Origin of the sequence: Achromobacter sp. ACM02 (genome assembly GCF_014851605.1) — a bacterium.
In the GTDB taxonomy this organism is placed as follows: domain Bacteria; phylum Pseudomonadota; class Gammaproteobacteria; order Burkholderiales; family Burkholderiaceae_B; genus Achromobacter; species Achromobacter aegrifaciens.
Genome location: NZ_JACUZY010000003.1, coordinates 529,089 through 553,382 on the forward strand (window position 1 = coordinate 529,089; position 24,294 = coordinate 553,382).

Here is a 24,294-nt window from a genome sequence, read left to right on the forward strand (position 1 = left end):
GGGCGGCAGCCGCCGCGCCAAATGAAAACGGGGCCGCATAAAGCGGCCCCGTGCTTGCGCTGTCAGGATCAGGCGCGGGCGGCGCGGCGGCGATCGATGAAGGCGCCGACCTCGCCCACGATGCCGCGGCGGAAGGCCAGCACGCAGATCACGAAGATCAGGCCGATCACGATGGTGACCGATTCGCCCAGGCGCAGGAACCAGTCCACGCCGGTCAGGTTGGCCATCATCTGGCCGAAGTCGCCCACCTTGTTTTCCATCAGCACCACGATGAAGGCGCCGAGGATGGGACCGGTCAAGGTGCCCAGCCCGCCGATCAGCGTCATCAGGATGACCAGGCCGGACATCTGCCAGGTGGCATCGGACAAGGTGGCCGACACGAAGACCAGGGTCTTGGTGGCGCCCGCCAGGCCGGCCAGCGCGGCCGACAGCACGAAGGCCAGCAGCTTGAAGCGGTCGACGTCGTAGCCCAGCGAGATGGCCCGCGGTTCGTTTTCGCGCAGCGCCTGCAGCACCTGGCCGAAGGGCGAATTCACCGTGCGCCAGATGATGAAGTAGCCGATGACGAAGATGGCCATCACCACGTAGTACAGGTTCAGGTCCTTGGACAGGTCGATCAGCCCGAACAGGGTGCCGCGCGGCACGCTTTGCAGGCCGTCCTCGCCGCCGGTGAACTTCGCCTGGAGGAAGAAGAAGAACACCATCTGCGACAGCGCCAGGGTGATCATGGCGAAATAGATGCCGCTGCGGCGGATGGCGATGGCGCCCATCGCCAGGCCCAGCAGCCCCGCCACGGCCACGCCGAACAGCAGGCCGACCTCGGTGGGGAAGCCCCATACCTTGAGCGCGTGGCCGGTGGCGTAGGCCGCGCTGCCCAGGAAGGCGGCGTGGCCGAACGACAGCAGCCCGGTGAAACCCAGCAGCAGGTTGAATGCGCAGGCGAAGAGCGCGTAGCACATGATCTTCATGGCGAAGATCGGATAGACCCCGATAAAGGGAAGAATGGCCACCACGATGGCCAGTACCGCATAGCCCAGGAATTGACGATTCATTTTTCTTTTCCGAACAGCCCGGCCGGGCGGATCAACAGAACGATGGCCATGATGATGAACACGACCGTGCTGGAGGCCTCGGGCCAGAACACCTTGGTCAGTCCTTCGATCACGCCCAGGCCCAGACCGGTCACGATGGCGCCCATGATGGACCCCATGCCACCGATCACGACCACGGCGAACACGACGATGATGAGGTTGGAGCCCATCAGGGGGGAAATCTGCAGCACGGGCGCGGCCAGCACGCCGGCAAAGCCCGCCAGCGCCACGCCGAAGCCATAGGTCAGGGTGATCATGCGCGGCACGTTCACGCCGAAGGCCTCGACCAGGCGGGGGTTTTCGGTGCCGGCGCGCAACAGTGCGCCCAGGCGGGTGCGTTCGATGACGAACCAGGTTGCCAGACACACTACCAGGGAGGCTGCCACGACCCAGCCGCGGTAATTCGGCAGGATCATGAAGCCCAGGTTGGTGGCGCCGCGCAAGGCGTCAGGCGTGGGGTAGGGTTGACCCGAGACGCCGTAGAAGCTGCGGAACAGACCTTCGATGAGCAGCGTCAGGCCGAAGGTCAGCAGCAGCCCGTACAGGTGATCGAGCTTGTACAGGTGTCGCAGCAACAGCTTTTCTATGATGATGCCGAACAGCCCGACGACCAGCGGCGCCAGGATCAGCATGACCCAGTAGTTCAACCCCAGGTACGACAGCCCCATCCAGGCGATGAACGCGCCCAGCATGTAGAGCGCGCCGTGCGCGAAGTTGATGACGTTCAGCAGCCCGAAGATGACGGCCAGCCCGAGCGACAGCATGGCGTAGAAGGAGCCGTTGACCAGGCCTAGCAAAAGCTGGCCGAACAAGGCCTGTATGGGGATGCCGAAAATGTCAGTCATCTTATGAAAATCCTGCGCGTACGGAGGGAAGCGAGCTAATCAAAACGCGGCCCGACGGGTAGGATCGCCGGGTCGCGTCTGGGGCACATGGGCTGGATTACTTCTTGACCAGCTTGCAGGTGGACTCGGACAACTTGGTGTAGACCTCGTCGCCGGGCAGCGTCGCCACGACCTTGTAATAGTCCCACGGGGCCTTGGATTCGGCCGGCGTCTTGACCTGCATCAGGTACATGTCGTGGATCATGCGGCCGTCTTCGCGCACATAACCGCCTTGCGCGAAGAAGTCGTTGACCTTGTTCGACTTCATCCACTTCATGACGGCGTCGCCGTCGTCCGTGCCGGTGGCCTTGATGGCGTTCAGGTAGAAAGCCGTGGCCGAGTAGTCGCCCGCCTGCAGCATGGAGGGCTTGCGGCCGACCTTGGCTTCGAACTTCTTGGACCAGGCGCGCGAGGCGTCGGATTGATCCCAGTACCAGCCGTCGGTCAGGTACATGCCTTGCGTGGCTTGCAGGCCCAGCGCGTGCACGTCGTTGATGAAGACCAGCAGGCCGGCCATCTTCATGGTCTTGGTCACGCCGAATTCATTGGCGGCCTTGATCGAGTTGATGGTGTCGCCGCCCGCGTTGGCCAGGCCCAGGATCTGCGCCTTGGACGATTGCGCCTGCAGCAGGAAGGACGAGAAGTCCGACGCGCCCAGCGGCGCCCGCACCTGGCCCTTGACCTCGCCGCCCGCGGCCTTGACCACGGCCATGGTGTCGCGCTCCAGCGCGTGGCCGAAGGCATAGTCAGCGGTCAGGAAGAACCAGCTCTTGCCGCCGTCTTTCACCACGGCGGAGCCGGTGCCGCGCGCCAGCGCCACGGTGTCGTAGGCGTAGTGCACGGTATAGGGCGAGCATTGGGCGTTGGTCAGGTCCGACGCGCCCGCGCCGATCGCCATGAAGGGCTTCTTCTTCGCGGCGGCCACGCCGGCCATGGCCAGGCTGGTCGACGAGTTGGTGCCGGCGATGATGACGTCCACCTTCTGCTCGTCGAACCATTCGCGCACGCGCGCCGAAGCCACGTCGGCCTTGTTCTGGTGGTCTGCGGAGACGACTTCGATCTTCTTGCCGTTGATCGAACCGCCGGCGTCCTCGATCGCCATGCGCACGGCTTCCAGACCGGCCTTGCCGTCGATGTCCGAATACACGCCGGACATGTCAGTGATGAAGCCGATGCGGATGACATCGTCGGAGATACCTTGCGCGTGGGCGGTTGCCCCAGCAAATCCCAGGCCCGCCATGGCCAGTGCAGCAGTGATGGTGTGCAGCTTCATGGGATGACTCCTCTCTTCCCTACGGTGTAGTGTTGCCGGATTTCCGGCGGATGACACAGGTTCTAGACGCCCAGCAGTTCGTTGAGCGTGTCCTGTTTTTCTGAAAGTTCTGCGGCTTCGAAGTGCTCGACGATCTGGCCGTGCTCCATGACGTAGAAGCGGTCGGCCAGGGGCGCTGCGAAGCGGAAGTTCTGCTCCACCATGACGATGGTGTAGCCGCGCTGCTTCAGCGCCGTGATCATGCGAGCCAGCGCCTGCACGATGACAGGGGCGAGGCCTTCGGAGATTTCGTCGAGCAGCAGCAGGTTGGCGCCGGTGCGCAGGATGCGCGCCACGGCCAGCATTTGCTGTTCGCCGCCAGACAGGCGCGTGCCGGGAGAATTCCGGCGCTCCTGCAGATTGGGGAACATGTCGTAGATTTCTGCCAGCGACATGCCGCCGCCCAGCGAACCGACGACCGGAGGCAGCAGCAGGTTTTCTTCGCAGGACAGGCTGGCGAAGATGCCGCGTTCCTCGGGGCAATAGCCCACGCCCAGATGGGCGATCTTGTAGGTGGGCAGGTCGATGGCTTCGGTGCCATGGATGCGCACCGAGCCCTTGCGCGATCCCGTCAGGCCCAGGATGGCCCGCAGGGTGGTGGTGCGCCCGGCGCCGTTGCGTCCGAGCAGCGTGACCACTTCGCCTTGTCCAACGCGCATATCCACGCCGTGCAGGATATGCGATTCCCCGTACCAGGCCTGCAGGCCCGAAATTTCCAGTGCCGGGGTGCTCATGCGTGCGCTCCTTGAAGTTCGCCGTCGGTGGTGCCCATGTAAGCCTGCATCACGGCCGGATGGCGGGAGACTTCGGCGTACGATCCTTCGGCCAGCACGCTGCCGCGCGCCAGCACAGTAATGGTGTTGGCGATGGAGGACACGACATTCATGTTGTGTTCCACCATCAGGATGGTGCGTCCGGCGCTGACGCGCTTGATCAGTTGCGTGACGCGGTCCACGTCCTCGTGGCCCATGCCTTGTGTGGGTTCGTCCAGCAGCATCAGCTCGGGTTCCATCGCCAGCGTGGTGGCGATTTCAAGCGCGCGCTTGCGGCCATAGGGCAGGTTTACGGTGGTTTCGTTGGCGAAGGCGCCCAGATCCACCTGCTCCAGCAGGTCGCGCGCCGGCTGATTCAGCACGGCGAGCTGCCTGTCGCTTTTCCAGAAGTGGAACGACAGGCCGGTCCTGCGCTGCAGCCCGATGCGCACGTTCTCCAGCACGGTCAGGTGCGGAAACACCGCCGAGATCTGGAATGAACGGATCACGCCGCGGCGCGCGATCTGCGCGGGCCGCTCGCCGGTAATGTCGATACCGTTGAACTTGATGCTTCCCGACGTGGGAGAAAGAAACTTGGTAAGCAGGTTGAAGCAAGTGGTCTTGCCCGCGCCGTTCGGCCCGATCAAGGCATGAATCTCGCCCCGCTTGATACGCAAATCGACCCCATTGACCGCGACGAATCCGCGGAATTCCTTGGTGAGGCCTTTTGTCTCCAGGATCGTGTCGTCCATGTTCGCTGCACCGGCGTTGTATTTATTTCGGTCTCCACCTGCCGTCGTTGCGCCAGGCCCCCGCAGGGTCCGGAAAACTGTTCAGGAAATCGCAGTTTTCTTATGAGTTGCCGGCGAGTATGCGCACCTATTTATCAAAATTCCATGAGGGTTTGTCATAGGTTTTGCAGTGCGGAATGGGCAATTGTCGGCAGGCCGACAATGCTTGCGCCACAAGGGAATAAAGGCTTTCCATAATGGAAATGCAATGCAGCAAATATGCGTTGATCGTCATCAACGCCTGATGGATTTGAGAGGGAGGGAAAACCCGATTTGCGTGCACCGAATGCCGTGTCGGCGCGTAAGCTAACGCGCCGTCAGGCGGGCGTCTTCTGCTTGAATTCGCAGAGATCGGAAATGCCGCATTGAGGGCATTTGGGTTTGCGCGCCACGCAGACGTAGCGGCCCAGCAGGATCAGCCAGTGGTGAGCGTCCTGCATGTATTCGCGCGGCACGAACTTTTCGAGTTTCTGTTCGACTTCCAGCACATTCTTGCCGGGCGCGATGCCGGTGCGGTTCGACACGCGGAAGATGTGCGTGTCCACCGCCATCGTGGGTTGTCCGAACGCCGTGTTGAGCACCACGTTGGCGGTCTTGCGCCCAACGCCGGGCAGGGCTTCCAGCGCTTCGCGAGTCTGCGGTACTTCGCCGCCGTGCTGCTCGATCAGGATCTTGCAGGTGGCGATGGTGTTCTTCGCCTTGGTGCGATACAGGCCGATGGTCTTGATGTAGTCGGCCAAGCCTTCTTCGCCGAGCGCCAGCAGGGCTTGCGGCGTGCCGTAAGCGGGGAAGAATTTGCGCGTGGCGATGTTGACCGATTTGTCGGTCGCCTGCGCCGACAGCAGCACGGCAATCAGCAACTGGAACGGCGTGTCGTATTCGAGCTCGGTGGTCGGATGCGGGTTGGCGGCCTGCAGGCGGGCGAAGATCTCTCGGCGTTTGGCTGCGTTCATGATTGAGTGGAGTTGCGGCGGGCCCGGGCGCGGGCCAGCGCGGATTCAATGGCGGAACGCTTGCGGTCCTCATTGCGCGCCTCGTCGGCGGCGGGAGCGGAAGCGCTGGGCGCGGCAGCCGCTTCGGGCGCCATCAGGCGCGCGTTGTCGGCAGCCAGGCGTTCGGTGCGTGCCAGATGGCTGCGGTGGCGCTGGCGGCTGATGGCGGCATCCTGCGAATTCCAGGCGCGACCTGCCGGCACCATCTGGATGCAATCGACCGGACAGGGCGCCACGCACAGGTCGCAGCCGGTGCACCAGTCGGCCAGCACGGTATGCATATGCTTGTTGGCGCCCACGATGGCGTCCACGGGACAGGCCTGGATGCACAGCGTACAGCCGATGCAGTGCGCTTCGTCGATGCGCGCGACCAGCAGCGGGCCGGGTTCGCCGCGGGTGGCGTCCAGCGGCAGGATGGGGGTATCGAGCAGGACCGCCAGCGCGGCGATACCGTCGTCGCCGCCGGGCGGGCAGCGGTTGATCGGGGCGGAGCCGTCCGCGATGGCGTCGGCATAGGGCCGGCAGCCGTCGTATCCGCACTTGGTGCATTGCGTCTGGGGTAGCAAGGCATCGATGCGGTCGGCCAATGAGCGACAGGACATGGATGTGAAGATGAAATCGTGGGACGGGGGCGCAAAAGGCAGGAATCAGGGACCCCAAACGCGAATCGCGCGCAACCCATCAAACAGCGCTGAGATTTCCAGCCACCGCTGTTTGATGGGTTGCGCGCGTCGGAGGTCCGGGTTCTAGTCCGGCTTGACTCGCGCTACACCCATCCTACGCAGATTGCCGGATGAATTCGGCAATTTTAGGACAGATCATTTCGCGCCAGCGGCGGCCCGAGAAAATGCCGTAGTGGCCGCAGTTGGGCGCCGTGTAGTGCGTCTTGCGCTCGGCCGGGATGTTCTTGCACAGCTTGATGGCGGCGCGCGTCTGGCCCTGGCCCGAGATGTCGTCCAGTTCGCCTTCGATGGTGAGCAGGGCGACCTTCTTGATGTCCGCCGGACGCACCAGCTTGCCGTCCACTTCCCAGGTGCCGTTGGGCAACTGGAACTCCTGGAACACCATGCGGATCGTGTCCAGATAGAACTCGGCCGGCATGTCCAGCACGGCGTTGTATTCGTCATAGAAGCGGCGGTGCGCTTCGGCGTCGCTGTCGTCGCCGCGCAGCAGGTCCAGGTAGAAGTCGTAATGCGACTTCATGTGGCGGTCGGGGTTCATGGCCATGAACCCCGCGTGCTGCAGGAAACCCGGGTAGACCTTGCGGCCCGCGCCCGGATAGCGCGGCGGCACCGGATGGATGACCTGGTTCTCGAACCAGCTGTAGGGCTTGGTCGTGGCCAGGCGGTTGACCTGCGTGGGCGACTGGCGCGGGTCAATGGGACCACCCATCATCACCATGCTGCGCGGCTGACAGGGATCGTTGGCGGAGGCCATCAGCGAGACGGCGGCCAGCACCGGCACCGTCGGCTGGCACACGGAAATCACGTGCACGTCCGGACCCAGGTGGCGAATGAAATCCTGCACGTAGCGCACGTAGTCGTTCAGATGGAACGGACCGGCCGACAGCGGCACCATGCGGGCGTCGACCCAGTCGGTGACGTAGACGTCGTGGGCCGGCAGCAGGGCGCGCACGGTGTCGCGCAGCAGGGTGGCGTGGTGGCCGGACAGCGGCGCCACCAGCAGGACCTTGGGATCGTCGCGGCCCGTGTGGCGGACATCGCGCTGGAAGTGCAGCAGGCGGCAGAACGGCTTGTCGATGGCCACGCCTTCGATGACGCGGACGGACTTGCCGTTGATTTCGGTGGTGGGCAGGTTCCAGGCAGGCTTCTGGTATTCCTTGCCGATGCGGGTCATCAGCTCATACCCGGCTGCCATCTGGCGAGAGATCGGGGTATAGGCGAGAGGGCTGTAGGGACTGGAAAACAGCTGGGAACCGGCGTCCGTAAATGCAGCGAACGGAGTCAGGAAGGCGCGCTGCATTTCGTGCAATTGATACAGCATTTGAGAAAAGTCCTTCTGGGTCGTGCGTGTGTCCCGATTATTGCTCCGGGCACTAACGATATTTCTAAACAGCCTGAAGAAACGCCGACAAAAAAAGCAAATCTGTTGCTAAAAAGCGACCCAATACCCATTGAGCACCAGTTTAGGGCGCTTTTTACAACGTGCTGTCATACCAAAAGAAGGATTTATGCACTAAGTCGGACGGACCGAAGCTACCAGTAGTTTTCCACTGCCAGGTTGCCGGGGATGCCGCGGCGTCCAGGCTTGAAGCCGCGTTCGCCCAGCAGCTTGCGGGCGTCGGCCAGCATGTCGGGATTGCCGCAAAGCATGATCTTGGCCTGCTCGGGGTCCAGCGGCTGGCCTGCGAGCTGCTCCAGGCGGCCGTCGGCGATCAGCGTGGTCAGGCGTTCCTGCGGCATGCCGGGCAGGGCTTCGCGGGTGGCGATGGGCAGGTAGACGAGTTTCTGCGGATCCGCCGCGAAGAACTCGGCCAGCGCCGGCTGATTGCGCCAGGATTCGATTTCGGTGCGGTAGGCGAGCTCCGCGGCGGTGCGCACTCCGTGCACCAGGATGATGCGGCGGTAGGCCCGCCAGACTGCCGGGTCGCGCAGGATCGAAAGGTAGGCAGACAGGCCCGTGCCCGAGGCCAGCAGCCAAAGATCGCCGCCCGGCGCGAAGCGCTCCAGGGTCAGAAATCCGTAGGGCGTCTTTTCCACATATAGCGAGTCGCCAGGCTGCAGCCGCGCCATGCGCGGACTGAACAGGCCTTCGGGGACCACGATGGAATAGAACTCCAGCCAGGGTTCGTGCGGCGCCGACACCATGGAATAGGCGCGCCACAGCGTGGGTTCGCCTTCCGAGGCGCCGGCTTCCGGCAGACCGACCCGGGCGAACTGGCCCGGCTGGAACGTATACGCGTCGTCGCGCGTCACGCGCACGGAGAACAGCTTGTCAGGCACCCAGGTGTGGACGTGGGTAACGGTCTGGCGCGTGTATTTGGAGTCGTCGGTCATCGGTACATCGCGCGAGGCCGGCCGCCAGGGCGGGGCCGGCGTTCGCGGATTATTTTTCCAGGTATTGCAGCTTGTCCTGCTTGCCATTCCATTCGTCGGCGTCGGGCAGGGGCTTCTTGGCACGGCTGATGCTGGCGAACTCGGGCGAGAGTTCGGCATTCAGGGCGATGAAATTCAACTGGTCCTGCGGCACGTCTTCTTCGGCGTAGATGGCATTGGCCGGGCATTCCGGGATGCAGACGGCGCAGTCGATGCATTCGTCAGGGTCGATCACGAGGAAGTTCGGACCCTCACGAAAACAGTCCACCGGGCACACGTCTACGCAGTCGGTGTACTTGCACTTAATACAGTTTTCGGTGACAACGTGGGTCATTCAGGAACTCCGGGAGCGGCGGCTTTTGTGTCTTGTTGGGCGGATTTTACCCAATGCCGCGCCGATGTGCCGGCAATACCCGTATTGACATAGTGGCCCTTCGCCCTGAACAGCGGGAGCTCTATGCTATGGTGTCGCGAAACGAAACGCGCCATCATGATAATCACTTCGCTGCTCGACACCGATCTGTATAAATTCAGCATGATGCAGGTGGTTCTGCATCATTTTCCCGCTGCCCAGGTCGAGTACCGTTACAAATGCCGCACGCCCGGGGTCGACCTGCGTCCCTACCTGGACGAAATCCGCGAGGAAGTGCATCAGCTATGCCAGTTGCGCTTCACCGAGGACGAACTTAAATATCTGGGCGGCTTGCGCTTTATCAAAAGCGACTTCGTCGATTTCCTCGAACTGTTCCATCTGCCGGAGCGCTGCATTCACATCGGCGTGGGCGATGGGCCGGGCGAAATCAGCATCGAGGTCAAAGGCCCCTGGCTGCATACGATCCTGTTCGAGATCCCGGTGCTGGCCATCGTCAACGAGGTCTATTTCCGCAACACTCGCAAGAATCCCGACTGGGAAGAGGGCCGCAAGCGCCTGCAGTCCAAGATGCACCTGGTGCTGGACGATCCGGCGCTGGCCGATTTTCGCGTGGCTGAGTACGGCACGCGGCGCCGCTTTTCCAAGATCTGGCACGAAGAAATCGTGTCCACCATGAAGTCGCAGATGGGCGTGCATTTCGCCGGCACCAGCAACGTGCTGCTGGCCAAGCAACACGAAGTGCTGCCCCTGGGCACGATGGGCCACGAATACCTGCAAGCCTGCCAGGCGCTGGGTCCGCGGCTGCGCGATTCGCAGGTGTACGCGCTGGAGGTTTGGGCCAAGGAATACCGTGGCGACCTGGGCATTGCGCTGTCGGACGTCTACGGCATGGATGCCTTCCTGCGTGATTTCGACATGTATTTCTGCAAGCTGTTCGACGGCGCGCGGCATGATTCGGGCGATCCCTTCGTCTGGGGCGAGCGCCTGCTCGAGCACTACCGCAAGAACCGCGTGGATCCGCGCGCCAAGACGCTGGTGTTCTCGGATTCGCTGACTTTCCCGCGCGCCATCGAGCTGGCCCGCCAGTTTTCCGGTCGCTGCAAGGTGTCCTTCGGCATCGGCACCAACCTGACCAACGACCTGGGCCACGAGCCCCTGCAGATCGTCATGAAGATGGTCCGCTGCAATGGCCAGCCGGTGGCCAAGGTGTCCGACGCGCCGGAAAAGACCATGTGCGACGATCCGGCCTACCTGGCCTATCTGCGCCAGGTATTCCAGCTGCCCCCCGCCTGACGGCGGCTCGGGGTAAATTGCGGGTTCTTCAGTATCGTTCCACCCAACCCACTCGAATCTAGGGGACTATTCATGAGCAGCATCAAGCGCTTCCACGTGGCCAAGCGCCTGTCCGACATGGCCGTGTACAACGGCGTCGCGTACCTGGCCGGCCAGGTGCCGGACGATTCCACGCTGGACATCACCGGCCAGACCGAACAGGTGCTCGCCACGATCGACCGCCTGCTGGCCGAAGCCGGCACCGACAAGACCAAGATCCTGATGGCCCAGATCTACGTGGCCAACATGAAGGAATTCGATGGCATGAACAAGGCCTGGGACGCCTGGGTCGCCGACGGCAATTCGCCTCCGCGCGCCACCGTCGAAGCCCGCCTGGCCAATCCGGACTACAAGGTCGAAATCGTCGTGACGGCTGCCGTCTAAGACGCCTGCCGCGTCGGGCGCCCCGGGCGCCTGATGCGTGCACGGGGCGGGCTGGCGCGTGCGCCACCCGTCTCATCATCCCGCGTTGTGCCGGCTACTGCCCGAGCAACAGCGTCGCGGCCAGCAGGCCGCCCAATTCCTCGCATTTCGCAATATCCGCGCCGGCCACGATCTTGGGCGCCAGGATCTGCTGCGCCGTCTGCGCACCCATGTTGACGATGAGCGCCGGCGCCAGCGCGTTGAGCCGCCAGCCCGTGCAGATGCGCTCGACCTGCCGCGCCGCGCCCGCGCCGTCGCTGCCCGCGCTGATGGCGCAGGCGTAGGGCAAGCCTTGTATCCGGTCCAGCACCGCGTAATAGTTGCGGTCGAAGAATTCCTTCATCTCGCCGCTCAGCGAGGCCAGGTTCTCGGGGGCGCAGAACAGGTAGGCCTGGCTGGCGAGCATTTCTTCGGCCTGCGTGTCGGCGGCGCGCCGCAAGACCACGTCCAGGTCTGCCGTCTGTTCCAGTTGCGCGGCGGCCGCGCGCGCCCCGCGCGCAGCGGCTTCGGCCATCTGCCGCGCGGCGCCGGTGCGCGAATGCCACACGATCAGCAGCTGTTTCATGCGTAGCGTTCCAGCGGATCCTGGCGGTAGTAGGTCCGCAGCAGCCCATACCATTGCGGCAGCGCTTCGTACATGGGGTAGGGATCCACGAAGAAGTGTTCCGAGCTGACCGCGAAGAACTCGGCTTCGTCGGTGGCGGCATACGGGTCCATCGGCAGTTGGCCGTACCAGGCGTCGGCGGCCTCGCTTTCCGGATCCACATCATGCGGGATGGCGGCCTCGACCGCATCCACGGCAGCGATGAAGCGGTCCAGGCTGTCGTCCAGGATGCGGCGCCAGGCCTGTGGCTTGAGTTCGGGGTGCGCGGCCAGCGAGGGCATGCCGTCGGCATAGCCCGAACGCAGGTCCAGTTTGTGGGCGAACTCGTGGATGACCACGTTGAAGCCGCCGTCGGAGAACTGCGTGTCTTCCCAGGACAGCACCAGCGGCCCGCCTTCCCAGGCTTCGCCGGCGGCGTCCTCCAGGTATTCGTGCACCACGCCGTCATCGTCCTGGCGCGAGCGCGGGATGCGGAAGCTGGCGGGGTACACGATGATCTCGTCCCAGCCTTCGTACAGTTCGGGCGCCAGGTTGAGGATGGGCAGGCTGGCCTGGGCCGCGATGCTCAGGCGCATGAAGTCCGAGACCTCCAGTCCTTGCGCGCCGTTGATGTGCTTGCTGGCCAGCAGCCAGGCCGAACGCGCCTGCAACTGGGCCGCTTCATCGGCGTTCAATGCCGCCAGGAACGGGTGGGCGTCCAGCACCTGTTGCCACAGTTCCGGGGAGATGCGGGCCTGCATTTCGGCCACCGCGGAGGGGCGGGCGCCCCGGCCCTTGAGCCAGCGCAACATAAGCTTCGGTTCCTTCCATATGCCGGGGCTAGCGGCTGCTTTTGGTGTCTACAAACCCTAGTGTAGAGTGTCGGGATATCAAACTACATCCGCCTGCCGTCCGTCATGTCCGCCCCGCCTGTTCCCGACGCGCCTACGCCTTTCGACGCTACCTGGCGCCAGGAGGTAGGCGCCGGCCTGGATGCCGAGGGCGTGGCGCTGATCGACCAGGCCGTGGCCTGGGCCGAACCGCGTTTCGAAGGGCAGCAGGCGCTGACCGGCGAACCCCTGGCCGGACACGGCGCGGGCGTGGTCCGCATCCTGGCGGCCTTGCATACCGATGCCGCCACCCGCGCCGCGGCGTTGCTGGCTGCCTTGCCGACCGACCTGATGGCGCCCGCGCCGTCCCTGCGCAGCGATCCGGTCGCGGCCGCCTTCGGTCCCGAGATCGCGCGGCTGGTGCAGGGCACGCGCGCGCTGCTGCGCCTGGGCGTGGTGGCGCGGCAGGCGAGCGACGCCGCCGCCGAAAGCGGCTCGCAAAAGGAAATGCAGCGCAAGATGCTGCTGGCCATGGCGGCCGACCTGCGCATCGTGCTGATGCGGCTGGCCTCGCGCCTGCGCACCTTGCGCTGGCACGCGGAAAGCAAGGCGCCGTGCTCCACCGATTTCGCCCGCGAAACCCTGGACCTGTATGCGCCGCTGGCGAACCGCCTGGGGATCTGGCAGATCAAGTGGGAAATGGAAGATCTGGCGTTCCGCTTCCTGGAGCCCGACAAGTACAAACAGATCGCCCGCCTGCTGGAAGAGAAGCGGGTGGAGCGCGAAGCCTTCATCGCCGGCGCCATCGAACGCCTGCAGACGGGGTTGGCCAAGGCGGGCGTCGAGGCCGAGGTCAGCGGCCGGCCCAAGCACATCTACAGCATCTGGAACAAGATGCGCGTGAAGCGGCTGGATTTCTCGCAGATGTACGACCTGCGCGCGCTGCGCATCATCGTTGACGACGTGCGCGCCTGCTATACGGCGCTGGGCATGGTGCACGAAATGTGGACGCCGATCTCGGAAGAATTCGACGACTATATTTCGCGGCCCAAGCCCAACGGCTACCGCTCGCTGCACACGGTGGTGGCCGACGACGACGGCCGTCCCTTCGAAGTGCAGATCCGCACGCGCGAGATGCATCAGTTCGCCGAATACGGCATGGCCGCGCATTGGCGCTACAAGGAAGCGGGCGCCAAGGGCGGCCAGGTGGCGGCCTCCAGCGAATACGACCGGCAACTGGCGTGGATGCGGCAACTACTGGCCTGGAACAGCGATGTCGAGGGCGGCGGCGAACCCGCCCAGCCCGCGCCCGCCAAGCCGGCATCGGGCAGGCAGCGCGGCCCGGCGGCGGCGCCGGCCCATACCGATGAGCGCATCTACGTGCTGACGCCGCAGGCGCGCGTGATCGAACTGCCCGCCGGCGCCACCCCGGTCGATTTCGCCTATCACCTGCACACCGACCTTGGCCACCGTTGCCGCGGCGCCCGCGTCGACGGGCAGATGGTGCCGCTGCAGACCCATCTGTCCACCGGCCAGACCGTGGAGATCATCTCCGCCAAGTCCGGCGGGCCGTCGCGCGACTGGCTCAACCCGCAGCTGGGCTTTCTGGCCAGTCCGCGGGCCCGCGCCAAGGTGCGCATGTGGTTCAACGCGATCGAATTGCAGCAGCGCATCACGCAGGGCCAGGCGCTGGTCGAAAAGGAATTGCAGCGGCTGGGCAAGACTGCCGTCAATCTGGAACAGCTGGCGCAGAACCTGGGATTCGCCCGCGCCGACGACCTGTACGTGGCGGCGGCCAAGGAAGAGTTCAGCCTGCGGCAGATCGACACCCTGTTCCAGCAGCCCGGGCCGGTCGTCGAGCCGCAGCCGGCCGCCTTGCGCCACGCCAGCGCCGGCAGCGCCGAGAAAAGCGGCAAGAGCGGCGTGCTGGTGGTGGGGGTGGGGTCGCTCTTGACGCAGCTGGCGCGCTGCTGCCGTCCGGCGCCGCCCGATCCGATCGCCGGCTTTGTCACGCGCGGACGCGGGGTGTCGATCCACCGCAGCGATTGCCACAGCTATCTGGCGCTGGCCGCGCGAGAGCCGGAGCGCGTCATCGAGGTGGCCTGGGGCGAAACCGCCGACACGTTCTACCCGGTGGACATCAGTGTGCGCGCGCACGACCGTTCCGGCCTGTTGCGGGACCTGTCCGAAGTCTTTGCGCGGCTGCGCCTGAACGTGGTGGGCGTGAACACACAGAGCAAGCAGTCGCTGGCCCATATGGTGTTCACGGTGGAAGTGCGCGGCGGGGAATCGCTGTCGCGCGCGCTGGACGCCCTGGCCGAAGTGCCGGGCGTGTCGTCGGCGACACGCCGCTAGGCGGGAAACCCGGGCCGGGCGGCCCGGGCGGGAGCAGGACTCAGTTGTCCAGCTCTTCGTGCGCGCGGTCGCGCATGTAGAACGCGGCGATCAGCCCCAGCGCCACGCCGAACATCACGTAATAGGCGGGCGCCATCGGCGAGCCGGTGGTCTTGATCAGCCAGGTCACGATGAACTGCGCGAAACCGCCGAAGATCATCACGGCCACGTTGTAGGCCAGGGACAGGCCCACCGAGCGCACGCGCGCGGGGAACAGTTCCGCCATCACCGTGCTGAACACGCCGAAGAATGCCGACACGAACAGGCAGACCACGACCTGCACGGCCAGCAGGCGGCCGATGGACGGCGCGTCCGACAGCCAGTAGTACAGCGGATACAGCACGATCAGGTAGCCGATGAGCGAGCCGATCACCAGGGGGCGTCGGCCGATGCGGTCGGACCAGGCGCCCATGAAGGGCGTCAGCAGCACCATCAGCGCCGCGCCCGCCATCTGCACCAGGAAGGTCTGGTTCAGCGGCAGCTTCAGGATCTGCGTGGAGTAGGTCACCAGATACGTGAAGGTGATGTAGATGGACACGGTCGCGGTGACGACCAGGCCCACGCCGATCAGCGCTTCGCGGGTATGCGTCTTCAGCATCTGGCCCAGGCTCAGGCGCTGCACGTCGCCGCGGGCGGCGGCTTGGCGCTCTTCTTCCTTGATCTGCTTGAACGCGTCGGTTTCATCGACGTTACGGCGGATATAGATGGCGATGGGGACAATGACCAGGCCGAAGGCGAACGGCAAGCGCCATGCCCAGTCGGCGATCTGTTGCGGGGTGAAGAACTCGGTGATGAGCGTGCCGCAGGCCGCGCCGATCAGCAGCGCCAGCATCTGGCCGGCCATCTGCCAGGAACCGTAGAAGCCGCGCTTGCCGTTGGGCGCCATCTCGATCAGCAGCGCCGTCGAGGTGCCGAATTCGCCGCCGGCGGAGAAACCCTGCAAGAGGCGAGCGATCAGGATGAAGATCGGGGCCAGGATGCCGGCCGCGTGGTAGGTGGGGGCCACGGTGATCAGCGCGATCGACACGGCCATCAGCGAGGTCACCATGACCATGGCGGCCTTGCGGCCTTTCTTGTCGCCGTACAGGCCAAGGATGATGCCGCCCACGGGGCGCATGAAGAAGCCGACGCCGAAAATGGCGGTGGTCATCAGGATGGCGTTCAGCTCGCTGCCGGGAACGCTGGGGTCGGTGGGGAAGAACAGCTTCGAGATGATCGGCGTCATGAACGCGAACACCAGGAAGTCATACCATTCGAGGGCATTGCCTATTACTGCCGCCACGATGTTGCGTGTGGGAACTGCTTTGTGCTGCACGGTTTCTCCTTGGGGTTTGCCTAACCGGGCGACATTCTAGGCGCTTCGCGCGCCGGACCACGCCGAGACGCGGAGGCGCGCTGGCCTTACACTCCTGTTTTTCCCCAAGAGAGTAGTGACATGAACGCGCGCACCTGGCTGGAAACGCTGGTTGGCTTTGACACCACCAGCCGCAATTCCAATCTTGCCCTGATCGAAACCGTCCGGGATTGGCTCAAGGGCCAGGGCGTCGACGCATGGCTGGCGCACAATCCGGAGCGCACCAAGGCCAACCTGTTCGCGACCTTGCCCGCCCAGGACGGCGGCATGCAGGGCGGCATCGTGCTGTCCGGCCACACCGACGTGGTGCCGGTCGACGGCCAGGAATGGAGCACGGATCCGTTCAAGCTCGTCGAAAAGGACGGCCTGCTCTATGGCCGCGGCAGCTGCGACATGAAGGGTTTCATCGCCAGCTCGCTGGCAATGGTGCCGGAATTCCTGGCCATGCCGCGCAAGAAGCCGATGCACCTGGCGTTCTCGTATGACGAGGAAGTCGGCTGCGCCGGCGCGCCCTACATGCTGGCCGACCTGCACGAACGCGGCATCCGCCCCGAAGGCTGCGTGGTGGGCGAGCCCACCGGCATGCAGGTGGTGGTGGCGCACAAGGGCATCAACCTGTTCCGCTGCAAGGTGCACGGCAAGGCGGCGCACTCGTCGCTGACCCCGCGCGGCTGCAACGCCATCGAATATGCCGCCCGCCTGATCTGCCGCATCCGCGACCTGGCCGACAGCTTCAAGGCCAACGGCCCCTACGACCAGTTCTACGACGTGCCGTTCTCCACGATGACCACCAACCAGATCCGGGGCGGCATCGCGGTCAATACCATCCCCGAACTGTGTGAATTTACCTACGAATTCCGTAACCTGCCCGGCATGCAGCCCGACGAGATCCAGGCAGAAGTTGAAAAATACGTGCGCGAAGAGCTCCTGCCGCGCATGAAGGCCGAATTCGACGGCGCCAGCATCGAAATCGAGACGGGCGCGGCCGCGCCCGCCCTGGAAGCGTCCGAGGAAGCCGCCATCACCCAGCTGGTGCGCGCCCTGACCGAAGACCGTGCCACCCGCAAGGTTGCCTACGGCACCGAGGCTGGCCTGTTCCAGGGCATCGGCATTCCCACCGTGGTCTGCGGCCCCGGCCATATCGAACAGGCCCACAAGCCCAACGAGTACGTCGCGCTGGACCAGTTGGCCGCCTGCGACACCTTCCTGCGCCGCCTGGGGCAGTCGCTCTGAGGGCAGGCTGACGGTTCCCGGGGCGGCTGGGGCGTTGCCCCCGGCCGCTGCCGGCGTCAGGTAAAATGACGGGTTGCAAACCGGATTTGCGGCCGGCAGTGGCCTGCCGCGATACCCGGGGGAGATGCTTGGTGAAACCTTACGACTTTCCGGATGCCCAGGGCCATTTTGGCCCTTATGGCGGTGTTTTCGTGGCGGAAACGCTGATGCACGCGCTCGACGAGCTGCGCGCGGCCTATGACCATTACCGTGTCGACCCCGCCTTCCAGGAAGAGTTCAACTACGAACTCAAGCATTTCGTCGGCCGGCCCAGCCCGGTCTACCACGCACGCCGCTGGTCGGAAATGGTGGGCGGCGCCCAGATCTGGTTCAAGCGCGAAGACCTGAACCACACCGGCGCCCACAAGGTCAACAACTGCATCGGCCAGGCCTTGCTGGCCAAGCGCATGGGCAAGCCGCGCGTCATCGCCGAAACCGGCGCCGGCCAGCACGGCGTGGCCACCGCCACGGTAGCGGCCCGCTACGGCATGGAATGCGTGGTCTACATGGGCAGCGAAGACGTCCGCCGTCAGGCCTCGAACGTCTACCGCATGAAGCTGCTGGGCGCGACGGTGGTGCCGGTCACGTCCGGTTCGCGCACCCTGAAGGACGCACTGAACGAAGCCATGCGCGACTGGGTCACCAACATCGAAAACACCTTCTACATCATCGGCACGGTGGCGGGTCCCGACCCCTATCCCCGCATGGTGCGCGATTTCCAGACCGTCATCGGCAACGAATGCTTGACGCAGATGCCCGAGGCCACCGGCCGCCAGCCCGACTACGTCGTGGCGGCGGTGGGCGGCGGCTCCAACGCCATGGGCATCTTCCATCCCTACATTCCGTACGAAAACGTGCGCCTGATCGGCGTCGAGGCGGCGGGCGAGGGCATGGACAGCGGCCGCCACGCCGCTTCCCTGGCCGCGGGCCAGGTGGGCGTGCTGCACGGCAACCGCACCTACGTCATGCAGGACGCCGACGGCCAGGTTCAGGAAACGCATTCGGTCTCCGCCGGCCTGGACTATCCCGGCGTGGGCCCGGAACATGCCTGGCTGAAGGACTCCGGCCGTGCCGAGTACGTCGGCATCACCGACGCGGAAGCCCTCAAGGCCTTCCACGATTGCTGCCGCATCGAAGGCATCATGCCCGCGCTGGAGTCCTCGCACGCCATCGCGCAAGCCGTGAAGATGGCCGCCACGCTGCCGCGCGACGCCGTCATCCTGGTCAACTTGTCGGGCCGTGGCGACAAGGACATGCATACCGTGGCCGAACAGGCCGGCATCGAGCTCTGAGGCCCTGTCCATGACCACTCGCATCGACCGCATTGCCGCCGCTTTTGCGCGCACCGCCGAATCCGGCCGCGCCGCGGCGCTGATTCCCTACATTGCCGCCGGCGATCCTTCGCCCGCCGCGACCGTTCCCCTGATGCATGCGCTGGTCGAGGCCGGCGCCGACGTCATCGAACTGGGCGTGCCGTTCTCCGATCCCATGGCTGACGGCCCGGTGATCCAGCGCGCCGCCGACCGCGCCATCGCGCAAGGCGTGGGCCTGGCCCGCGTGCTGGAGCTGGTGGCTGAATTCCGCCAGCGCGACGCATCCACGCCGGTGGTGTTGATGGGTTATGCCAACCCGATCGAACGCATGGGCCAGGCCGAGTTCGCGCGTCGCGCCGAGCAGGCGGGCGTGGACGGTGTGCTGGTGGTGGACTATCCGCCCGAAGAAGTCGTCGAGTTCGCCGCCACGCTGGGCGGGCACGGCATTGCGCCCATCTTCCTGCTGGCGCCCACGTCCACGGAAGCGCGCATCAAGGCCGTCGCCGAAGTGGCGCGGGGTTACGTGTACTACGTGTCGCTCAAGGGCGTCACGGGTTCGGGCTCGCTCAACACTGACGACGTTGCCGAGCGCCTGGCCGTGATCCGCCGCCACGTGCGCGACATTCCGGTGGGCGTGGGCTTCGGCATCCGCGACGCCGAAAGCGCCCAGCGCGTGGCGCGCGCGGCGGATGCCGTCGTGATCGGCAGCAAACTGATTGAAACCATGGAGCAGGCGGCGGCGAATGCCCCCGCGGCCCAGAAAACCGACGCCGCAGTCACCGCCGCCAGCGGCTGGCTGCGCACCATCCGGCAAGCGCTGGATCAAGTAAAACGAGCAAGCGCGTCGGCCTGAGCGGCGGGCGTGACCTCATACGGGATGAATAATCAATGAGCTGGATCGAAAAACTCCTGCCTCCTCGCATCAATAAAACCAGCGAAAGCGGCCCCCGCCGCGTTCCCGAAGGCCTATGGGTGAAATGCCCGTCGTGCGAATCGGTGCTGTACAGCGAAGACCTCGCGGCCAACCTGCACGTCTGCCCCAAGTGCGACCACCACATGCGCATCGGGGCCCGTGCCCGCATCGACTCGCTGCTGGATGTCGAGGGCCGCGTCGAGATCGGCCAGACCACGCGTTCGGTCGATACGCTGAAGTTCAAGGACACCCGCAAGTACCCCGAGCGTCTGCAGGAAGCGGTCAAGCAGACCGGCGAAACCGACGCGCTGGTGGTCATGAGCGGTTCGATCCGCGGCGTATCCGCAACGCTGGCCTGCTTTGAATTCGAATTCATGGGCGGCTCCATGGGCTCGGTGGTGGGCGAGCGCTTCGCGCGCGGCGCCCAGGCCGCGCTGGACAACAAGACGCCCTTCATCTGCGTGGCTGCCTCGGGCGGCGCGCGCATGCAGGAAAGCCTGCTGTCGCTGATGCAGATGGCCAAGACCAATGCCATGCTGACCCGCCTGTCGGCGGCCGGCCTGCCGTTCATCAGCGTGTTGACCGACCCCACCATGGGCGGCGTGTCAGCCAGCTTCGCCTTCATGGGCGACGTGGTCATCGCAGAACCCAAGGCGCTGATCGGCTTTGCCGGCCCGCGCGTGATTGAACAGACCGTGCGCGAAAAACTGCCGGAAGGCTTCCAGCGCGCCGAGTTCCTGCTGCAGAAGGGCGCCATCGACATGGTCGTGGACCGCCGCCAGCTGCGCGAGGAAATCGCCCGCCTGCTGGCCTTGCTGACCAATCAACCGGCGGACGTGGTTACGGCCTGAGTTTGCCCCGGCGTGCGCCTGAGGGGACGGGCCAGACGAACAGCGCCAAGATGCCGCCGGCAGCCCAGGGCTTCCGGCGGCATTGTCATATGCGGCCCCGGGACCGCATATGACGAACAATTTGCGGAACAGTGTTTTCCATCCGCGATGTTGCCTGCGTGCGACAAAGCTTGAGCCTTCCGGCCCGGATTTTGCTATGTTGCGTACTAGGTTTGAAATCTACGGAGTTTTCCAATGCAGTTGACCAAGAAGAAGATGCTTACCGGCCTTGTGGGATTTGCCCTGGCTGCAACCGCGTCGCTGGCAAGCGCCCAATCGTCCGAGGGTACTCAGGGCGGCGTCAGCGTGCATTACGGCATTGGAGACCACTATCAGCGCCTGACGATCAACTACGAAACGGCTTCGGTCTGGACCTACCAGTTCGGTGGCAACTGGGGCCGGCTGGACCTGACGCCCGAACTCGGCGCGTCGTACTGGAAGGCGAGCGGCTCGCGCTCCCCGGGCCATGTCTGGCAGCTCAACGCCATCCCGATGTTCCGCTGGTGGACCGGCGAACGCTTCTACATTGAAGCGGGTATTGGCGCCACGCTCTTCTCCAGCACGCGTTTCGCCGACGAGAACATCAGCACCGCTTTCCAGTTTGGCGACCACATCGGCATGGGCTTTCTCGTGACGCCGAACAATCGCATCGGCCTGCGCTATTCGCACTTCTCGAACGCCAGCATCAAGCGCCCGAACCCGGGCCTGGACGTGGTGCAGCTGACGTACACCTACCAGTTCTGATCACGCCATGTATGTGGGCGTGGCGCGGCCCCAAGGGCCCGCCGCACAGACAGATCCACCCTCAGGGGTGGATTTTTTTTGGGCTGCTGTGCTGCATTGCGGCAAGTCCAATTTGATACCTCAAAAATATTATGTTCTGACGCTGCGTATACATACTTGTTGGTAGGGAGTGCAATCGCCAGAATGCTCTGGCACTGCACAACACACAACGAGCCGCCGCGCGGCTCCGCTTCCCGGCACGCTTGGCTGCGGCCGGGGAGGGGCGCGACGATGGCATACGGAGACCAACGCATGAACACCCCCTGTACGCCCGCGCGTCCCCTGACGCGCATGACGGTAGCCCTAGGCCTGGGCCTCGCGCTTTTCTGCGGCTCATCCGCCGCCATGGCCGAGGAGTTTCCTAACAAGCCGCTGCGCATGGTCGTGGGCTTTGCCCCGGGAGGCGGCGCGGACATCGTGGCGCGCCTGGTCGGCGCCAAGATGGCAGAAAGCCTGGGGCAGCAGGTGGTGGTCGAAAACCGGGCCGGCGCCACCGGCACCATCGCCGCCGACAACGTCGCCCGTTCGCCTGCCGATGGCTACTCGCTGTTCCTGGGTTCGCAGTCCACCATGGTGGTGGCGCCTTCGCTGTTCCCGTCCTTGCCCTTCAAGCCCGAGAAGGACTTTGCGCCGGTATCGCAGATCGTGACCATGCCGCTGATCCTGGTGGTCAATCCAGCCTTGGTGGATGCCAAGACCGTACAGGAGCTGACGGAACAGATCCGCAAGGCCGGCGATGGCGCAATGAGCTATGCCTCGTCCGGCCAGGGCGGCCCGCAGCACATAGCCGGCGAGCTGTATGCGCACATGGTGGGCACCAAGGTGACGCATGTGCCGTACAAGGGCGAATCGGCCGCCATGGCCGACGTGCTGGGCGGGCACGTGCCGTACATGTTCGCCAATCTGCCTGTGGCCTTGCCTCACATCGCATCGGGCAAGGTCCGGCCGTTGGCCATTACCAGCCTGAAGCGCGACTCCAAGGCGCCGCAAATCCCGACCCTGGCCGAGTCCGGGTTCAAGGACTTCGAAGTGTCGACCTGGTATGGCGTGTTCGCGCCGGCCAATACGCCCAAGCCCGTGGTGGCCAAGCTTTCCGATTCCATCCGCGCCGCCGTGCAGCAGAACGATATGCAGGCCAAGCTCAGCGAGCAGGGCTTCACGGTGGTGGGCAGCGATTCCGATACCTTCACGCGTTTCGTGGGTACGGAGCTGCCGCGCTGGTCGGTGCTGATCCGCGACATAGGCATCAAACCCGAATAGGCGTCCAGCCCGCGCGGGCGAGCCTTTATCCCTACGAGATCCAGACATGATCGATTTCACTGAAAAACGTGCAGCCGGCCCCGTCATCCGGCTGCATTCCGCGGACAACGTCGTGGTGGCGCGCGTGCCCATCGGCATAGGCATGGCCGTACCCTCCGAAGGCATCGTCAGCCGCAGCCAGATCCCGGCAGGGCATAAGATCGCGGCGCGCGACCTGCGCGCCGGCGAGCCCCTCCTCAAGTACAACGTCTGCATCGGCTTTGCAGCGGGCGACATTCCGGCCGGCACCTACGTCCATTCGCACAACATGGACTTCCAGGAGTTCGACCGGGACTACGCGCACGCCCGCGATTACGTGGCGACGCCGGTCCTGCCCGAGTCCGAGCAGGCGCGCTTTCTCGGTATCGTGCGCGCCAACGGACAGGTCGCCACGCGCAACTACATCGGGGTCATGGCGACGGTCAACTGTTCGGCGACGGTGGTGCATCGCATTGCCGAAGCTTTCACGCCGCAGCTGATGGCCGCCTATCCCAATGTGGACGGCGTGGTGGCGCTGAGCCATGGCATGGGCTGCGGCATGGAAATGTCCGGCGAACCCATGGATTTGTTGCGCCGGACGATGGGCGGTTACGCCTGTCACGCCAACTTCGCCGCCGTGCTGATCGTCGGGCTGGGCTGCGAGCGCAATCAGTTGGATGCCTTGCTCAAGGACCAGGGCCTGGAGGCGGGCGCGCGGTTGAAGACTTTCATCATGCAGGAGACCGGCGGCACGCGCAAAACCATCGAGGCGGGCGTCGCCGCGGTGCAGGCGCTGTTGCCCGAGGCCAATCGGGTCGAGCGCGTGCCGGTGCCGGCGCGGCATCTGACGGTGGGCCTGCAATGCGGCGGTTCGGACGGCTTTTCGTCCATCACCGCCAATCCCGCATTGGGGGCGGCCATGGACATCCTGGTGCGCCACGGCGGCACCGCCATCCTGTCCGAAACGCCTGAGATCTATGGCGTGGAGCACACCTTGACCTCGCGCGCCCGCAACCGCGAGGTCGGCGAAAAGCTGGTGCAGCGCATCCGCTGGTGGAAGGAAGAGTACTCGCCGGGGCGCGACGTGCAGATCAACGGCAAGGTCAGTCCGGGCAACCAGATGGGCGGATTGGCCAACATCTTCGAGAAGTCGCTGGGCTCTTCGATGAAGGGCGGCACCACGGCGTTGATGGAGGTCTACCGCTACGCGGAGCCGGTGCGCCAGCCCGGCATGGTGTTCATGGACACGCCGGGCTTCGACCCCGTGTCCGCGACCGGACAGATCGCCGGCGGGGCCAACATGATCTGTTTCACCACCGGGCGCGGTTCGATGTTCGGCGCCAAGCCCGTGCCCTCGATCAAGCTGGCGACCAATACGCCGATGTATGAAAGGCTGACGGAGGACATGGACGTCAATTGCGGCGACATCCTGGACGGCACCGCGACGCTACAGGAAGTGGCGCAGCGCATCTTCGAGGAAATCCTGCTGGTGGCCTCCGGCACGCGCAGCAAGAGCGAGCTGCTGGGACTGGGCGATCACGAGTTCGTGCCCTGGAACATCGGCGTGGTGAGCTGAGCGGCACCGCCAAAAGAAGCGCCCCGGCGCACGGCTTCAGGTCGCCGTGCGCCGGGGCGCTTCTTGCTGCGGATATTGCGCTGTTCAATCCCGCGGACAACT

At 64.8% G+C, this 24,294-nt stretch carries 23 protein-coding genes; 10 read left to right on the top strand and 13 right to left on the bottom strand.

Going from position 1 to position 24,294, the window contains the following annotated elements; translation table 11 throughout:
* Nucleotides 1-68: 68 nt before the first annotated feature.
* The 10 genes from IB258_RS11315 to fdxA form a co-directional block, all read right to left on the bottom strand.
* Complete coding sequence (locus tag IB258_RS11315; RefSeq protein ID WP_054450559.1) at nt 69-1,052, bottom strand: branched-chain amino acid ABC transporter permease; 984 nt, start codon at nt 1,050-1,052, stop codon at nt 69-71.
* A complete protein-coding gene (locus IB258_RS11320) occupies nt 1,049-1,936 on the bottom strand; it encodes a branched-chain amino acid ABC transporter permease (protein ID WP_054450560.1) in 888 nt (295 codons plus the stop codon). The genes IB258_RS11315 and IB258_RS11320 overlap by 4 nt, the downstream gene beginning before the upstream one ends.
* A gap of 97 nt (nt 1,937-2,033) precedes the next feature.
* Nucleotides 2,034-3,248 carry an ABC transporter substrate-binding protein gene (locus IB258_RS11325; protein ID WP_054450561.1) on the bottom strand — a complete coding sequence of 405 codons (1,215 nt, stop codon included), beginning with the start codon at nt 3,246-3,248 and terminating at the stop codon, nt 2,034-2,036.
* Nucleotides 3,249-3,310: 62 nt separating this feature from the next.
* Nucleotides 3,311-4,021 carry an ABC transporter ATP-binding protein gene (locus tag IB258_RS11330; protein WP_013392192.1) on the bottom strand — a complete coding sequence of 237 codons (711 nt, stop codon included), beginning with the start codon at nt 4,019-4,021 and terminating at the stop codon, nt 3,311-3,313.
* Nucleotides 4,018-4,791 (bottom strand): ABC transporter ATP-binding protein, encoded by a 774-nt coding sequence (locus IB258_RS11335; protein ID WP_054450562.1) that lies wholly within the window; start codon nt 4,789-4,791, stop codon nt 4,018-4,020. Before IB258_RS11335 ends, IB258_RS11330 begins: the two co-directional genes overlap by 4 nt.
* 356 nt (nt 4,792-5,147) lie before the next feature.
* Nucleotides 5,148-5,783, bottom strand: coding sequence for an endonuclease III (gene nth / locus IB258_RS11340; RefSeq protein ID WP_054450563.1), 636 nt, complete (start codon nt 5,781-5,783; stop codon nt 5,148-5,150).
* Nucleotides 5,780-6,424: an electron transport complex subunit RsxB gene (gene rsxB, locus IB258_RS11345; protein ID WP_192352595.1), complete on the bottom strand. Its 645-nt coding sequence runs from the start codon at nt 6,422-6,424 to the stop codon at nt 5,780-5,782. The genes nth and rsxB overlap by 4 nt, the downstream gene beginning before the upstream one ends.
* A gap of 175 nt (nt 6,425-6,599) precedes the next feature.
* Nucleotides 6,600-7,826: a polyhydroxyalkanoate depolymerase gene (locus IB258_RS11350; protein ID WP_119450983.1), complete on the bottom strand. Its 1,227-nt coding sequence runs from the start codon at nt 7,824-7,826 to the stop codon at nt 6,600-6,602.
* Between the two features lie 212 nt (nt 7,827-8,038).
* Nucleotides 8,039-8,839 carry a ferredoxin--NADP reductase gene (locus tag IB258_RS11355; protein WP_054450568.1) on the bottom strand — a complete coding sequence of 267 codons (801 nt, stop codon included), beginning with the start codon at nt 8,837-8,839 and terminating at the stop codon, nt 8,039-8,041.
* A gap of 49 nt (nt 8,840-8,888) precedes the next feature.
* On the bottom strand, nt 8,889-9,212 hold the full coding sequence (gene fdxA / locus IB258_RS11360; RefSeq protein WP_006389264.1) for a ferredoxin FdxA: 324 nt from the start codon (nt 9,210-9,212) through the stop codon (nt 8,889-8,891).
* A 156-nt stretch (nt 9,213-9,368) separates the two neighbouring features.
* Between fdxA and pncB the strand changes: the two genes are divergently transcribed.
* Together pncB and IB258_RS11370 are read left to right on the top strand one after the other, a co-directional pair.
* Nucleotides 9,369-10,544, top strand: coding sequence for a nicotinate phosphoribosyltransferase (gene pncB, locus IB258_RS11365; RefSeq protein WP_054450570.1), 1,176 nt, complete (start codon nt 9,369-9,371; stop codon nt 10,542-10,544).
* A 72-nt stretch (nt 10,545-10,616) separates the two neighbouring features.
* A complete protein-coding gene (locus tag IB258_RS11370; RefSeq protein ID WP_042796825.1) occupies nt 10,617-10,967 on the top strand; it encodes a RidA family protein in 351 nt (116 codons plus the stop codon).
* A gap of 94 nt (nt 10,968-11,061) precedes the next feature.
* Here the strand turns inward: IB258_RS11370 and IB258_RS11375 are convergent, their stop codons facing one another.
* Nucleotides 11,062-11,571 (bottom strand): NAD(P)H-dependent oxidoreductase, encoded by a 510-nt coding sequence (locus IB258_RS11375; RefSeq protein WP_119450981.1) that lies wholly within the window; start codon nt 11,569-11,571, stop codon nt 11,062-11,064.
* A complete protein-coding gene (locus tag IB258_RS11380; protein WP_192352596.1) occupies nt 11,568-12,401 on the bottom strand; it encodes a zinc-dependent peptidase in 834 nt (277 codons plus the stop codon). Before IB258_RS11380 ends, IB258_RS11375 begins: the two co-directional genes overlap by 4 nt.
* A gap of 105 nt (nt 12,402-12,506) precedes the next feature.
* On the opposite strand from IB258_RS11380, the gene IB258_RS11385 reads away from it, so the two are divergent.
* Nucleotides 12,507-14,774: a bifunctional (p)ppGpp synthetase/guanosine-3',5'-bis(diphosphate) 3'-pyrophosphohydrolase gene (locus IB258_RS11385; protein WP_054450575.1), complete on the top strand. Its 2,268-nt coding sequence runs from the start codon at nt 12,507-12,509 to the stop codon at nt 14,772-14,774.
* 40 nt (nt 14,775-14,814) lie between these two features.
* Here the strand turns inward: IB258_RS11385 and IB258_RS11390 are convergent, their stop codons facing one another.
* Nucleotides 14,815-16,128, bottom strand: coding sequence for an MFS transporter (locus IB258_RS11390; protein WP_059374811.1), 1,314 nt, complete (start codon nt 16,126-16,128; stop codon nt 14,815-14,817).
* Nucleotides 16,129-16,248: 120 nt separating this feature from the next.
* Here IB258_RS11390 and argE point away from each other — a divergent pair, with 120 nt between their 5' ends.
* From argE to IB258_RS11425, 7 genes are all read left to right on the top strand, one after another.
* Nucleotides 16,249-17,400, top strand: a complete 1,152-nt coding sequence (argE, locus tag IB258_RS11395) for an acetylornithine deacetylase (RefSeq protein ID WP_054450578.1) — start codon at nt 16,249-16,251, stop codon at nt 17,398-17,400.
* Nucleotides 17,401-17,531: 131 nt separating this feature from the next.
* Nucleotides 17,532-18,731 carry a tryptophan synthase subunit beta gene (gene trpB, locus IB258_RS11400; RefSeq protein WP_054451311.1) on the top strand — a complete coding sequence of 400 codons (1,200 nt, stop codon included), beginning with the start codon at nt 17,532-17,534 and terminating at the stop codon, nt 18,729-18,731.
* A 10-nt stretch (nt 18,732-18,741) separates the two neighbouring features.
* Nucleotides 18,742-19,605 carry a tryptophan synthase subunit alpha gene (gene trpA, locus IB258_RS11405; RefSeq protein WP_054450579.1) on the top strand — a complete coding sequence of 288 codons (864 nt, stop codon included), beginning with the start codon at nt 18,742-18,744 and terminating at the stop codon, nt 19,603-19,605.
* Between the two features lie 35 nt (nt 19,606-19,640).
* Nucleotides 19,641-20,516 (top strand): acetyl-CoA carboxylase, carboxyltransferase subunit beta, encoded by an 876-nt coding sequence (accD, locus tag IB258_RS11410; RefSeq protein WP_054450581.1) that lies wholly within the window; start codon nt 19,641-19,643, stop codon nt 20,514-20,516.
* Between the two features lie 234 nt (nt 20,517-20,750).
* On the top strand, nt 20,751-21,299 hold the full coding sequence (locus IB258_RS11415) for an acyloxyacyl hydrolase (protein WP_192352597.1): 549 nt from the start codon (nt 20,751-20,753) through the stop codon (nt 21,297-21,299).
* Between the two features lie 291 nt (nt 21,300-21,590).
* Nucleotides 21,591-22,598, top strand: coding sequence for a tripartite tricarboxylate transporter substrate binding protein (locus IB258_RS11420; RefSeq protein WP_192352598.1), 1,008 nt, complete (start codon nt 21,591-21,593; stop codon nt 22,596-22,598).
* Between the two features lie 46 nt (nt 22,599-22,644).
* The gene (locus tag IB258_RS11425; RefSeq protein WP_192352599.1) at nt 22,645-24,192 is read left to right on the top strand and encodes a UxaA family hydrolase; all 1,548 of its coding nucleotides are present in this window, start codon (nt 22,645-22,647) and stop codon (nt 24,190-24,192) included.
* Nucleotides 24,193-24,294 lie beyond the last annotated feature (102 nt).